Below are 14,181 nucleotides of genomic sequence, written 5' to 3' on the forward strand. Positions count from 1 at the left end.
ATATGTGCCCATAGCTCAGCTGGATAGAGCACCGGCCTTCTAAGCCGGTTGTCCGGGGTTCGAATCCCTGTGGGCACGCCATATTTAATAGTCAGAGTCAGAAATCAGAGTGCCTGAGAAAGACATAAATGAATTTCCTAAGAAATTCTACATTAAGGTCTGGCTCACCGGTTCACCGATATCCGACCTCTAATATGGTGGATGTAGTCAAGTGGTTAAGACACAGGATTGTGGCTCCTGCACTCGTGGGTTCGAATCCCATCATCCACCCCATTTTTAAAAAAACAGTGAATAGTTAATAGTGAATAATGAATAATGAAGAGTGTTTAAAACAAGTGATTTATTAGTTATTAGTTATTCATTTATTTGCATTGGGATATAGCCAAGTCGGTAAGGCAACGGACTTTGACTCCGTCATCCGTAGGTTCGAGTCCTACTATCCCAGCCATCTTTGTATTATAATTTCTATAAAATGCGGGTGTGGCGGAATTGGCAGACGCACTAGACTTAGGATCTAGCGGGTTACCGTGGGGGTTCAAGTCCCTCCACCCGCACCATACTAGAAATCAGCAATCGGAGTGGCTGTAAGCCTGAATTGAATAGATTTTCCTTAGAAAATCTACGTTGAACTCTGGAAACTCAGACCTCTGGCAACTGACATCTAATAAGCGGAAGTGGCTCAGTGGTAGAGCATCGCCTTGCCAAGGCGAGGGTCGCGGGTTCGAGTCCCGTCTTCCGCTCCAATTTAATTTAAGCAAAAATAAATAGGCGCCCTTAGCTCAATCGGATAGAGTTGCAGACTTCGAATCTGAAGGTTGGGGGTTCGAGTCCCTCAGGGCGCGCCAGTGATATCAAGACTTTCAGAGAATAAATAATTCTTTGGAGGTCTTTTTTACTACTATTTTTTTACTACAATTTTAACTACAAAAATATTAACAGCAAAATTACTAATGAAATCATGATAGATTTTTAACTCTATAGTAATGTTGAAAAGTGACCTAATGTATCACAAATGGAGGAAATAACAAGAAAGAGTAGAATTATATACATATATATTGAGCTGGTAAGGAGTTAGTATATCAGGATTCATATGGACTAATGGAATACGTTGGTTAACAGATAATTATAAAGGGAGACTAAATTATGAAAAAACTTTCTCATTTCTTAATAATAATGGTCTTATTAGTTATTACCTGCAACACGGGCTATGCCAATGTTAATGAGCCTATAAGAGTAGCTGGAGATATAAACTATCCACCCTATGAGTATTTAGATGAAAATGGTAATTACAAAGGATTTAATGTGGATATTATGAGGGCAATAGCAATTGAGCTGGGACTTGATATTGAGCTTATTCCCATGAACTGGGACCAAGCATTAGGGGCTTTACGTAAGGGCGAAGTTGATGCTATACAAGGAATGACTAAAAGTGAGATAAGAGAAGAGGTTTTTTCATTTACCTTGCCCTTAATAACAAATTCCCAAGCAATTTTTGTAAGAAGAGACAACACCTATATAAGTAATGTAAAGGATTTGACGGGTATAAAAGTAGCTTTTCAGAAGGATGACATTAGCTATGAGTTAATTAATAATAACAACATTAATATAATACCCATTGTAAAAAGGGATCAGCCTGCTGCTATTGATGCCCTGCTTTCGGGTGAGGTTGAGGTTTTTGTTGGTAACAGGCTTACAGGACTATACTATCTTCAAAAAAATAAAAAGCTAAATGAGATTAAAATAGTTGGTGAGCCAATGTATGTAACAGAATATTGTGCAGCTACCTTAAAGGGAGATAAGGAAATATTAAATCTTTTAAACAGTGGTATAGATAAAATTAAAACAAATGGAACCTATGATAAGATCTATAAAAAATGGTTTGGAGAAACCTTTGATCGGGACAATACCTATTGGAAGGAATTAGTACACTATACCTTACTTGGTTTTATAGCTGCTCTACTTGCTATTATGGCCATAGGTTACTGGAATAGGCTACTTAAAAAAGAAGTTCACAAAAGAACGAACGAGTTAAGACTACAGAAAAAGATTCTTGATAAGAGTAATCGTTTAAGGGGGAATATCTTAGAAAGCATTGTTAGTGGTATTATTGCATTCAATCAAAAAGAAGAAATATTAATATCCAACTCCTTTGCCCAAGAAATTTTAAATAAAGAGTTGAGTCCAGGCATAAGCTGGGGGGCTCTGGACTTGGACAAAATATTAGATGATGATGGGTTAAGAAAGGCGTTGTGGGGGGAGAAATGGAGAAGGAATATTCAGATAATCAAAGAAGATGGAGAAAAACACTATATAGACTGTAGCATTGCACCTATCAAAGGTCCTGATGAAATTGAAGGTGCCATTGTTCACCTTCATGATTATACAAAGGAGAAGCAATTACAGGATATAGTAACCCATAATGATAAAATGCAAGCCCTGGGTAAGCTTTCTGCTGGAATTGCCCATGAATTAAGAAATCCTCTTACTTCTATTAAAGCTTTTGTAGACCTTATACCCCAAAAGCTTGATGACAATATATTTCGTGAGAAGCTAATGGAAATAGTACCCCAAGAAATACAAAGATTAGATGGCTTAGTTAAGATGCTATTAGACTACTCGAAGCCTAAAGCTTCTAAACCCCAGGTTGTATTATTTAATAATATAGTTGATGAGATATTGGGACTATTCATTCTTAAGTTAAAAAATATGGATATAAAGGTAATTAACAATTCCTCTCCACTGAGTATTTGGGTAGACAAATCACAGATTAAGCAGGTTTTAATAAACATCATATTAAATGCCATAGATGCCATGAACCAAGGGGGGACAATTATAATAGACGGTTATCAAAAGGAAGACAACATATATATTATCATTACAGACGATGGTCATGGTATATCTGAAGATGTAATTGAAAAGGTTTTTGATCCTTTCTTTACCCTTAAAAAGCATGGATATGGAATTGGTCTAGCCATTAGCCATCAGCTTGTAAAGGAAAATGGCGGGGATATAAGTATTACTAGCACAATAGGTCAAGGAACACAAGTAGTCATCACATTACCACATGCTTCTAATAGAGGGGGAAAAACGCATGAATAACATTTTAATAATAGATGATGAGCCGTCCATACTAACTGCATTAGAATTTGCACTAGAAGACAGCTACAATGTATATAGCTCGCTAAATGTTACTGAGGCCCTTCAAATACTAAAAACTAAAAATATTGACATTGTACTGCTAGATCAATATCTCGGTGAATATACAGGGATAGAGGTTTTACAAACTATAAAGACTGAGTACCCAGGGGTCTTAGTAATAGCCATGACTGCCTACGGCAGTATAGAAGCTTCTGTAGAGGCTATAAAGAGAGGAGCTTATTATTACATAACAAAGCCATTAGATATAAATGGACTTAAAATATTAATAAATAAAGCCCTTGATTATCAAAATCTAACGAATCATATTGAAAGCTTAACTAGGCAGATAATTGAAAAAGACGAAGTTTCAAAGATGATAGCTACTAGTAAGGCAATGAACGAAGTTTTTAAGATCATTGATAGAGTCAAGGATCTAGATATAAATGTAATGATAACTGGAGAAAGTGGAACAGGGAAAGAGTTAATAGCCAAAACCTTACACTATTCAGGAAAAAGGCGTTCAGGGCCTCTTGAAATTATTAACTGTGCTGCAATACCTAATAATTTACTTGAAAGTGAACTATTTGGATATGAAAAAGGGGCATTTACAGGCGCGACTCAAAAATATAAGGGAAAATTTGAACTAGCTCATAATGGGACCTTGTTTTTTGATGAAATAGGTGATATGGACTTAGGATTACAGGCAAAACTTTTACGGGCAATTCAAGAAAAACGTATAACCCCATTAGGTAGCGAAAAATCTTTAGATATAGATTGTAGGTTTGTGGCTGCAACCAACAAGGACTTAGCAGATGAAGTAAGGAAGGGAAAGTTTAGGGAAGATTTATATTTTAGATTAAATGTTATATCTATAAGGATGCCTCCCCTAAGGGAACGGCGAGAGGATATACCTGCCTTAGCAAGGTATTTTCAAGATAAATATTGTAAACTATTTAATAAGCAAATAACGGGTATCTCCCATAGTGCATCTGCGGTGTTAGAAAAGTATAACTATCCTGGAAATGTAAGAGAACTTGAGAATATTATTGAGAGAGCCATAGCTTTGTCAAACGGCAACCTTATTGAAGTGCAGGATTTGCCAAAGGAAGTGGTCGGTAGCTTGAATTTGATCTCAACGGATTCTTGGATACCAATCTATATAGGTGAAAATCTAGAAGAGGTAACAAAAAAGGTAATCCTGGCCACCCTAGAGTACAATGAAAGGAATAAAAGGCGAACAGCGCAAGTCTTAGGCTTAAGTGAAAGACATCTCCATACAAAGCTAAAACAATATGATAAGGAGTAAAACACTGAAATTATTTCATACACTGAAATAATTTCAGTGTTTTTTATTTTTTGTTTAAAGAATCAATTAAAATAGAATCGCTATGAAACTTATAGAAGCCTTGGAAAAACAGGATTTAAAAAATTTCTTTTTATTTTATAAAGCTTGGCATGAAACTTGGAATACTGTTAATCACGGAAATAAATATTGTAGGAGGTGTCAATCCACATATAATTGCTAATTTTCAAAGCTTAAGCTTTCAACTGAGGGAAAACGTTTACAAAAACAGGGAGGTTATAAAATGAAAAAGATTATTGTAATAGCTATCATGATGGCTTTATTAGTTACTCTAGTAACAGGATGCAGTGCTACATCATCAAGTGAATCATCAGAGATATACATAGCAAGTGCTAACCCAATGACTGGAGACTCAGCTCAATTTGGAGACATGAAGGTTAAGGCAATAGAGCTTGCATTAGAGGAAGTTAATAAAAATGGAGGAATTGATGGAAAACAAGTAAAATTACTTGTTGGTGATGATACTGGAAACCCAAAGGAAGCACCAAACGTAGCCCAGAAGTTCTCTTCTGATAAAAAAGTTCTTGCTGTTATAGGCCACTGGAATAGTTCATGTACCTTAGCTGCAAGAGGAATATATGAGAGTGCAGGAATACCGGTTATAACCGATTCAGTTAACAAGGCTATAACTGATGGTACAACACCCCATATATTTAGAATATCCTTAACCGATACAACACAAGCTCAACATCTAGCAAAATATGCCTATGAAGTAATGGGCAAAAGAAAAGCAGCTATATTATTTACTGCAAATGATTTTGGAACAGGACTAAAGGAAGATTTTACAGCTACCTTTACGGAACTAGGTGGAGAGATCGTTGCTACAGAGACATATTTTGAAGGACAATCTAAAGACTTTAGCCCGCAGCTTACAAAAATAAAATCTAAGAACCCTGATCTAATATTTATACCTGGATATTATGTTGAAACAGCATTAATAGCTCAACAAGCCCAATCTTCAGGGATAGATGTGCCAATGCTAGGAACTGATGGTATAAGCTCTGAAGAACTTGTAAAACTAGGAGGAGATGCAGTTGAAGGAATTAAATTTGCAGGCTTCTTCCATCCTGAAGTAGAGTATCCAGGTACAAAGGAATTTGTTGAGGCATTCAGAGTAAAGTATAATAAAGAACCAGACACATATGCGGCCTTAGCTTATGACTCAGCCAAACTATTGCTAGAAGCCATGTCACAAGGCGGTGCTACTAGAGAAGGCATTAAGAAATACCTAGATAATGTCAAGGACTTCCCGGGAGTTGCAGGACCAATTGCCTTTGAAGGTAATGATGTTACTAGAGGTATTATTATACTAACTGTTAAGGATGGTAAAATAGTACCAGCCGACATACAGCCATAAAAGCATAAGCTTAAATAGAGGGGATTTTATCCCCTCTAATCATATAATGATCGCCTATAAAGTTATACAAATATGAAAGAGGGTGTTATAGATATGTTTATGGAGCAGCTAAGCAATGGTATAGCTTTAGGTAGTATTTATGCCCTTACTGCAATAGGATTTACAATGGTATATGGAATAATTAGGCTCATAAACTTTGTTCATGGAGATATTTACATGATGGGAGCTTTTTTTGCTCTTACGGGACTAACTGTTTTAGGGTTACCCCTGATTCCATCCTTTTTGTTGGGGATGATAGGAGCTTCAATAGTAGGAGTTTTGCTTGCTAAATTTGCATACAGTCCAGTTTTTAAGGCTCCTAGAATTAATCTTTTGCTTTGTGCCATTGGTGCGGCAATTTTTCTAGAGAACTTTGCAATGTTGGTTTGGGGTCCAGAAACCCAATCCTTCCCAACTCTGATTGAGAATAAAACCTATAGTATATTTGGCTTTAAAGCAACAACCCTTCAGTTAATCATACTAGGCGTTTCTATAGCTCTGGTGTTAATACTAACTTATATCGTTAAGTATACCAAGCTTGGTAGAGCTATGAGATGTACCTCCCAAGATATGGAGGCAGCCAAACTAATGGGAATCAATACCAACAGAGTTGTTTATTTTACATTTATGATAGGGTCATCCCTAGGAGCAGCTGCGGGTGTTTTGGTAGGGATGTACTATAAGGCAGCCTATCCCATGATGGGATTTACAGCTGGACTTAAGGCCTTTGTTTCAGCAGTAATTGGCGGAATAGGGAACATACCTGGAGCAATGCTAGGTGGACTTATAATGGGGGTATCTGAAAGTTTAGGAGCAGCATACATTTCATCCGGTTATAGAGATGCAATTGCTTTTATAATATTGATATTCATACTTCTTGTAAAGCCATCAGGCATTTTAGGTAAATCAGTAAAAGAGAAGGTCTAAAGGAGTGAGATAAGAATGGCTAACCTATCTAGAGTATTATTCAATCTTGTTCTAGCTACTGCTATACTATTTGGTTTGATAAAGATTTTATCCAAAGCCTTCGACTTCGTAGCTAGATATATATCCAGTATAGACAAGAAAACAAAAAGATTTATTAATATTGGAATAGCCTTAATGGTGGCAATATGGCCCATTGTGTTTATAAACCAGCCCTATGTACTAAGAACCAGCATTATAGTCTTATTATATATAGTTCTTGCCTTAAGCTTAAACATTGTATTGGGTTTTGCAGGACAACTATCAATAGGCCACTCAGCCTTTTATGCAATAGGTGCATATGTAACAGCATTACTTACTGTTAACTTTCAAATTTCATTTTGGATAGCCCTACCTACCAGTGCATTAATAGCTGCACTCTTTGGACTACTCCTAGGAATTCCTACCCTTAGATTAAAGGGAGATTATTTAGCAATAACAACCATTGGCTTTGGAGAAATATTAAGGCTGGTACTAATTAACTGGACTAATTTAACAAGGGGTCCGGCAGGTATACCAGGTATACCCTTTCCCAAAATCTTTGGATTTATGATAAACACTAATTTAAGATACTACTATTTGATTCTTGTATTAGTTATGTTCACTATTTTTGTATCCTATCGCCTATTAAATTCAAGATTAGGTAGAGGGCTAATAGCAGTAAGGGATGATGAGATAGCAGCAGAGGCAATGGGAATAAAATCCACATATCTAAAGATATTAGCTTTTGTTTTAGGAGCAGCCTTTGCAGGTATAGCTGGCAGCTTCTTTGCTACATATATCCATTATGTTAATCCCGACAATTTTAATTACATGGAGTCAGTATTAATATTATGTATGGTTGTTCTAGGTGGAGTTGGTAGTATACCTGGAGTTATATTGGGAGCTACAGTATTAACTATAATACCAGAGGCCCTTAGGGACATAGCTACTTATAGATATGCAATTTATGGTATATTGCTGATACTAATGATGATCATAAGACCACAGGGAATGCTTAGTATGGCAAGCTTAAAGGGAGGTGCAAAAAGTGAGAATTCTGGAAACAAAAAACGTAACAAAGGCCTTCGGGGGCTTAGTGGCAGTTAATGATGTGGACTTTCACATAGAAGAAGGAGAAATTGTCAGCTTAATTGGGCCAAATGGTGCTGGAAAAACAACTTTTTTCAACTTAATAACAGGCATATATGAGCCAACAAAAGGAGAAATTAAGTTTTTAGATCAGTTTCTTAAAAAATCAAAACCCTATGAAATAACGAAGTTAGGTATCGGAAGAACCTTTCAAAATATTAGACTATTCAGTAGTATGACAGTACTTGAAAATGTAATGGCTGGTCAATACTGTAGAACAAAGGCAGACCTATTTAGTGCTATTTTTAAGCTACCTAACGCAAGGAAAGAAGAAGATAGGGTTATGGAAAAATCCTTAGAAATATTGGACTTTTTGGACTTAAAGAAAATTAAGGATGAAATAGCAGTAAGTCTTCCCTATGGTTATCAAAGAAGGGTGGAAATAGCAAGGGCTCTAGCTACTGAGCCTAAATTACTGTTACTTGATGAGCCTGCAGCGGGTATGAATACAGGTGAAAAGAAGGAGATGCAGGGAATCATTAGAAAGATTAGGGACAAAGGCTTTACCATTTTAGTTATAGAGCATGATATGAAGCTGGTAATGGGGATATCAGATAGAATAGTAGTTTTAGATTATGGTAATAAAATAGCAGAGGGTCTTCCACAAGAAATTCAGCATAATGAAAGGGTAATAGAAGCTTACCTTGGAAAAGGAGGGGCAGCCTAGTATGTTACATGTTAAAGAGCTAGACGTCTACTATGGAGGTATTCATGCCCTAAGGGGAATATCCTTTGACATTGAAGAAGGTAAAATAGTAACATTGATTGGTGGTAATGGTGCAGGGAAAACAACTACATTAAGAACTATATCTGGTCTGGTAACACCAAAGGAAGGTACTATAAAATTCAAGAATCAAAACCTGTTAAAGATTCCATCTGAAAAAATAGTAGGACAAGGGGTGGTTCAAGTACCCGAAGGAAGAAGGATTTTTGTAGAACTAAATGTTGAAGAAAATCTCATGATGGGTGCTTACTTAAGAAGAGATAAGCAAGTAATTGATGAAGATTTAGAATATGTATATAAAATATTTCCAAGACTAAAGGAAAGGCGTAGACAAATGGGGGGAACCCTAAGTGGTGGTGAGCAGCAAATGCTAGCTATAGGTAGAGCTATAATGTCTAAGCCAAGGCTACTCATGCTTGATGAACCCTCCATGGGGTTAGCACCCATTATTGTGGAGGAGATATTTGAATGTATTAAGTATTTAAACGATAATGGGTTAACCGTATTACTGGTAGAACAAAATGCTAATATAGCCCTTCAGTTGGCCGATGTGGGCTATGTAATTGAAACAGGAGAGATCGCTTTTTCAGGGGAAGCAAAATCATTATTGAAGGATGATAGAGTGCGAAAGGCGTATTTAGGAGAAGAGTAAAACAAAAGGCTTCGAGTCCCTCAGAGCCCGCCAGTGATATCAAGACTTTCAGAGAATAAATAATTCTTTGGAGGTCTTTTTTGCTACAACCATAAATAAGAGAAGGGATTTTTTTGTCGAATATTCAAGAAAATAATTTTTTGCAGGCAGGAATATTAGGGCTGTTTGTGGAAAAAGGTAGTTTAGATTCAAATCATATAAAATTGAAATTATTAGATAACTTTTACATGTTAGAAAAATATTACAAGAATAGTGGGGGAACAGTCATTATGAAAAATCTAAGAATGAGTAAAAAGCTTATTGTAATGTTTGTTGTAACTGGTTTAATACCCATGCTGGTTTTGAGCTTTTTCTTACAGGGTAGGACAGCTGAAGAAATCAGTAATGGAATATTAAGCGAAAACAGCTTGTACTTTGCTTTAAAAGGAGAGGAGATTTCGAATTATTATAGTCAACGGGCTGAAGATGGTTTGGTTTTGAGTAGTGTTCCTGATGTATATGAAGGACTAGGAATAGTTGCTGAACAAGGACTACAATCTATAGAATGGAAAAAACATGCCCTGAGCTTAAATAAATTATTAAATACCAGTGTTAAGGAATATGGATTTTTAGATATATATGTAACAGATCAAAAAGGTAATGTAATAATAGCCTCCGAGTATAAGTTTTCTTTAGAAGGCAAGAACCTATCTGAGAATGAATATATACAAAAGGGATTATCCGGGGTTCAAAATTGGTCCCCAATTTCCTATTCAGAGTACATTAAAGATAATACAATTACTCTATCAACACCAGTTTATGAGAATGGCAAATCGGGTACTGTAGTTGGTACATTAAATATTTTATTACATCAGGATGTAATGGATCAAATTGTACATACGGGAATTGAAAGGGTAGGAGAGAGTGGAAATAGTTATCTAATAAATGAAGAGGGCTTACTACTTACTAATACAAAACAAGGAGATTATGTAGAAAATGCTGCATTGGAAATAGTAATTGACACAGAAGCTACAAAAATGTTATCCGATGCTTTAATTAAGCAAGATTATGAATTTGAGTTTACTGATACCTATATAAATTATTCCGGTAATAAAGTTTTAGGAAGTGCTGGAATTGTTAAAATGGGTGATACCTATGCTGCATTAATTATTGAGGTAGATGAGACTGAAGCATTGAGCACACTTGATAATATGAAAAACATCATTTTCATAATGGTTGGAATTGCAGGAGTGCTTGGACTTCTTAGCGCAATATATTTTGCCACTACAATTAGTAAACCAATAAAAGCTGTAGTAGAACAATCAAAAGTAATTGCTAACTTAGATATTAGTAATGATATACCAGAAAAATTAGTAAATAGAAAAGATGAGATAGGAGACTTGTCTAAGGCACTAAAATCAATTGTTGGTAGCCTTAAGGTTATTGTCAGCGAGATCAGAGTATCTTCAGAACAGGTAGCAGCATCCTCGGAGGAGTTAACAGCTACCACCCAACAGTCTTCTATGGCTACAGAAGAAGTAGCTAGAACAGTAGAGGAGATTGCAAGGGGTGCTTCAGATCAAGCAAGAAATACCGAGGAAGGATCCTTAAAGGCTGTTCAATTGGGAGAAACTATTGAAAAGGATCAGAGTTACATAAAGAACCTTACTAAGTCATCCCAAAGGGTTAGTGACGTTGTTTCTGAGGGGTTAATTGAAATCGAGAATCTCACCAGAATTTCAGAGGAAAGTAATAGAGAAACTAAGAAGGTCCACGATGGAATTATTAAAACCAATGAAAGTGCTAATAAAATTGGAGAAGCAAGTAGTGTTATAGCCTCTATTGCAGAACAAACCAATCTATTGGCATTAAATGCAGCAATTGAAGCTGCAAGAGCAGGTGAAGCAGGCAGAGGATTTGCAGTGGTAGCAGAAGAAATAAGGAAATTAGCTGAGCAATCTACCTCATCCACACAAACAATTGATGAAGTTGTTCAAGAATTACAAAGCAACTCAAATGCTGCGGTTAATATTATGGAAAAGGTAGCAGTAATATTAAACAAGCAAACTGAAAGTGTTAATGTGAGCAAAACAAAATATTTAACCATTAGTGAAGCAATAATGGAAGCACAAAGAGCGGTAGAAGATTTGAACATGTCAGGGAAAGAAATGGAAAAGGTGAAGGAGGAAATTCTAGATACATTGCAAAATCTTGCTGCTATCGCTGAAGAAAATTCTGCCTCAACCCAAGAGGTATCAGCATCCATGGAAGAGCAAGCTGCTGCTATTGAAGAAATATCTAGCTCAAGTGAAACCTTATCTGAACTAGCTCAGAATATGCAGTCCATAATTATGAAATTTAAAATATAGAATAATATTTAACCTAAATTATATTATTTTGTTTATAAACAATATAAAGAAGATATTTAAAAGGATAGGCTTTCATATTGAAGGCCTATCTTTTATTCTAGAGGAACCAAAAAGCTGCTTGGTAGCTAACCAACAGCTTTTGCTGACAATAAGAAAATTAAGCTTTTTTAAGAAACTCTGCGACTTCAGATTCAGCTTCTTCCTTCGTTACTCCATATAACTCTTGAAGCTTTCCAATTAATACATCGTAGTTTCCGTCAATCTCCATGATTACATCATCATCTAGCTTTCCCCAGGTCTCTTTGATTGTACCCTTGAGCTGATTCCATTTTCCCTTGAATACATTCTTAACCATAACTTGTTTCTCCTCCTTTGTGATTTTATATAAAATATATACCCTAAAGGAACCAAAAAAAACAGGATTGATTTTGGAACTGCTTTGCACATTAATCTTGAGCAATGATACTGTATTAGCAATAAGTAGAAGCTCAGTGACTACATCTTTAATAACTCATAAATAGATCAGTGGGTAAGGATTTTACACAGAGTTAACCAGACTCTGGTACTAGTTTTTGTTTGAGAGGTCTATTAGGATGGTATATTTAAAAAGCATCATCAAACATCAACTAATTTTAAAGAGAGTGGGGTTTTCAAATTGTCAATTCTTAAAAAACTAATAGGTTCATTTTTGGTAATAGTGCTTATTATGTTAACTATTTTAACGGTAACCGCTATGAACAGCAACAGGATTGAGAAGCTTAACAATACCATCATTGTTGCTAAAGATGATATAAGCTTTCTAATTGAAAAGGAAGTAGATCACTTGAGGTGGCTAAACAATATTAGCCTAATGTTTATCACTGGAGAGATTCCAGAGACTGTAGACCATACCCAATGTAATCTAGGTGAATGGTATTATTCCTATGAGGCACAAGATTATAATAGAGAGGCTTATCTTGCATTAGAGGAACCCCACATTAAAGCTCATGAAAGCGGTCATGAGTTAATAAATCTCTTTAAGGCAAATAGAACTAAGGAAGCAGAAGCAATTTTTAAAAGGGATACCATTCCTGCAGTAGAGCAGGTGCAATATTTCCTAAAGGAGCTACAAAAGGCTCAAGCGAGCAAAACGGTAATACTTCAAAAGGAAATCGAAAATCTTCAAAATGCAGCTCAAATAATTAATTTTGGCCTGATTATTTCAGCTATCATCAGTGTTATAATCATTGCTATGATCCTTAATAGAAAAATTGGTATTCCTATATCAAATTTGTCAAAGACTATAGAAAAATTTTCACAATATGATCTTTCGGTGGATAGTCAAGAGGCCACAAGGTATATGAAAAATAAAGATGAATTAGGTACTATATCTAGGGCTTTAGGAGTTATGCAAAAGAACCTAGTTACATTAATAAAGGATATAGCTGACTCTGCTCAAAGGTTGGCAGCATCTTCTGAAGAACTGACAGCTACCACTCAGCAATCATCTGTTGCAGCTGATGAAATGGCAACAACAATTGATGAGGTAGCTAAGAGCTCAAATCACCAAGCGATGGAGACAGAAAATGGAGCGATGAAAACCCACGAGCTTAGTAGAATTATTGAAGAGGATATTCAGGATATGTTTAGACTGCAACAGGCGGTGGACAATCTAAACCAACATAAGGATGAGGGCTTAGATATTGTCAAAAGCTTAACTGATATAGTGAAAGAAAGTAGCTCGTCAATTGGAACCATTTATGAAACAACCATTGCTACGGATTCAAGTGCTTTAAAAATAAGTGAGGCTAGCAAATTAATAGAAAGCATTGCTGGGCAAACAAATCTTTTGGCGTTAAATGCAGCAATTGAGGCTGCACGGGCAGGTGAGGCTGGTAAGGGCTTTGCTGTTGTGGCAGAGGAAATTAGAAAGCTGGCTGAGCAATCTACCAACTCAGCCAAGGAAATTGACATAATGCTGGTAGACCTACAGGGCAACTCAAAGAAATCTGTTGATATCATGGAAAAGGTAATGGAGGTAATGAAGCTTCAAACCCTTCGTGTGGACGACACAGAAAGAAAGTTTAGCAATATAGCCGACGAAGTATTAAGGGTTAGCGCAACTGTAGATAAATCTTTATCCTCAGTAAACAACATGAACGAAATAAGAAATCAGTTAGCCATTCTTATGGAAAGCTTATCGGCTATAGCACAGCAAAATGCTGCTGGTACCCAACAGGCTTCAGCAGCCATCGAGGAACAATCTGCATCAATGGAGGAAATAGCAAGCTCAGCGGAGCTGCTGTCGACTCTTGCATCAGAAATGCAGCAGGGTGTTTTACAGTTTAAGCTAACATAAGAAGAGCTCTACCATTAGATGAATAACAGATAATAATAATTCAAAAAACTTTTTAAGTTAAAGAGGAATTGCAAGCTTTAAATAGAAAGTACAGATTATAAAAGCAAATATGAAACGAAGTCCTATCT

10 protein-coding genes and 6 tRNA genes are annotated in these 14,181 nt (G+C 36.1%); 15 read left to right on the forward strand and 1 reads right to left on the reverse strand.

What is annotated here, in order from left to right; genetic code table 11:
- Positions 1-4 precede the first annotated feature (4 nt).
- From F8153_RS08000 to F8153_RS08065, 14 genes are all read left to right on the forward strand, one after another.
- A tRNA-Arg gene (locus F8153_RS08000) sits at positions 5-81 on the forward strand.
- A gap of 116 nt (positions 82-197) precedes the next feature.
- Positions 198-273: transfer RNA gene (locus tag F8153_RS08005), tRNA-His, on the forward strand.
- A gap of 99 nt (positions 274-372) precedes the next feature.
- Positions 373-448 (forward strand) — tRNA-Gln (locus F8153_RS08010).
- A 26-nt stretch (positions 449-474) separates the two neighbouring features.
- Positions 475-557, forward strand: a tRNA-Leu gene (locus F8153_RS08015).
- A gap of 111 nt (positions 558-668) precedes the next feature.
- Positions 669-743: transfer RNA gene (locus tag F8153_RS08020), tRNA-Gly, on the forward strand.
- A 25-nt stretch (positions 744-768) separates the two neighbouring features.
- Positions 769-845: transfer RNA gene (locus tag F8153_RS08025), tRNA-Arg, on the forward strand.
- A 298-nt stretch (positions 846-1,143) separates the two neighbouring features.
- Positions 1,144-3,099: a transporter substrate-binding domain-containing protein gene (locus tag F8153_RS08030; RefSeq protein ID WP_151865838.1), complete on the forward strand. Its 1,956-nt coding sequence runs from the start codon at positions 1,144-1,146 to the stop codon at positions 3,097-3,099.
- Entirely contained in the window at positions 3,092-4,444 is a 1,353-nt protein-coding gene (locus F8153_RS08035) for a sigma-54-dependent transcriptional regulator (protein ID WP_151865839.1), read from the forward strand. The genes F8153_RS08030 and F8153_RS08035 overlap by 8 nt, the downstream gene beginning before the upstream one ends.
- Positions 4,445-4,724: 280 nt before the next feature.
- A complete protein-coding gene (locus F8153_RS08040) occupies positions 4,725-5,858 on the forward strand; it encodes an ABC transporter substrate-binding protein (protein ID WP_151865840.1) in 1,134 nt (377 codons plus the stop codon).
- A gap of 93 nt (positions 5,859-5,951) precedes the next feature.
- Entirely contained in the window at positions 5,952-6,824 is an 873-nt protein-coding gene (locus F8153_RS08045; protein ID WP_151865841.1) for a branched-chain amino acid ABC transporter permease, read from the forward strand.
- Between the two features lie 15 nt (positions 6,825-6,839).
- On the forward strand, positions 6,840-7,949 hold the full coding sequence (locus F8153_RS08050) for a branched-chain amino acid ABC transporter permease (RefSeq protein WP_151865842.1): 1,110 nt from the start codon (positions 6,840-6,842) through the stop codon (positions 7,947-7,949).
- Positions 7,891-8,658, forward strand: a complete 768-nt coding sequence (locus tag F8153_RS08055; RefSeq protein WP_151865843.1) for an ABC transporter ATP-binding protein — start codon at positions 7,891-7,893, stop codon at positions 8,656-8,658. The genes F8153_RS08050 and F8153_RS08055 overlap by 59 nt, the downstream gene beginning before the upstream one ends.
- A gap of 1 nt (position 8,659) precedes the next feature.
- Positions 8,660-9,367, forward strand: coding sequence for an ABC transporter ATP-binding protein (locus F8153_RS08060; RefSeq protein WP_151865844.1), 708 nt, complete (start codon positions 8,660-8,662; stop codon positions 9,365-9,367).
- A gap of 269 nt (positions 9,368-9,636) precedes the next feature.
- Positions 9,637-11,715 carry a methyl-accepting chemotaxis protein gene (locus F8153_RS08065; protein WP_151865845.1) on the forward strand — a complete coding sequence of 693 codons (2,079 nt, stop codon included), beginning with the start codon at positions 9,637-9,639 and terminating at the stop codon, positions 11,713-11,715.
- Positions 11,716-11,872: 157 nt separating this feature from the next.
- On the opposite strand, the gene F8153_RS08070 is transcribed toward F8153_RS08065, so the two are convergent.
- The gene (locus F8153_RS08070; protein WP_151865846.1) at positions 11,873-12,070 is read right to left on the reverse strand and encodes a CsbD family protein; all 198 of its coding nucleotides are present in this window, start codon (positions 12,068-12,070) and stop codon (positions 11,873-11,875) included.
- A gap of 351 nt (positions 12,071-12,421) precedes the next feature.
- Between F8153_RS08070 and F8153_RS08075 the strand changes: the two genes are divergently transcribed.
- Positions 12,422-14,053: a methyl-accepting chemotaxis protein gene (locus F8153_RS08075; protein ID WP_192929722.1), complete on the forward strand. Its 1,632-nt coding sequence runs from the start codon at positions 12,422-12,424 to the stop codon at positions 14,051-14,053.
- Positions 14,054-14,181 lie beyond the last annotated feature (128 nt).

Source organism: Alkaliphilus serpentinus (genome assembly GCF_009017255.1).
GTDB classification, from domain to species: Bacteria; Bacillota; Clostridia; order Peptostreptococcales; family Natronincolaceae; genus Alkaliphilus_D; species Alkaliphilus_D serpentinus.

Coding starts and splice junctions, on each gene's coding strand:
- F8153_RS08060 (WP_151865844.1), top strand. CDS start 8,660: ATGTTACATGTTAAAGAGCTAGACGTCTACTATGGAGGTATTCATGCC.
- F8153_RS08050 (WP_151865842.1), top strand. CDS start 6,840: ATGGCTAACCTATCTAGAGTATTATTCAATCTTGTTCTAGCTACTGCT.
- F8153_RS08075 (WP_192929722.1), top strand. CDS start 12,422: ATGTTAACTATTTTAACGGTAACCGCTATGAACAGCAACAGGATTGAG.
- F8153_RS08065 (WP_151865845.1), top strand. CDS start 9,637: ATGAAAAATCTAAGAATGAGTAAAAAGCTTATTGTAATGTTTGTTGTA.
- F8153_RS08030 (WP_151865838.1), top strand. CDS start 1,144: ATGAAAAAACTTTCTCATTTCTTAATAATAATGGTCTTATTAGTTATT.
- F8153_RS08040 (WP_151865840.1), top strand. CDS start 4,725: ATGAAAAAGATTATTGTAATAGCTATCATGATGGCTTTATTAGTTACT.
- F8153_RS08045 (WP_151865841.1), top strand. CDS start 5,952: ATGTTTATGGAGCAGCTAAGCAATGGTATAGCTTTAGGTAGTATTTAT.
- F8153_RS08035 (WP_151865839.1), top strand. CDS start 3,092: ATGAATAACATTTTAATAATAGATGATGAGCCGTCCATACTAACTGCA.
- F8153_RS08070 (WP_151865846.1), bottom strand. CDS start 12,070: ATGGTTAAGAATGTATTCAAGGGAAAATGGAATCAGCTCAAGGGTACA.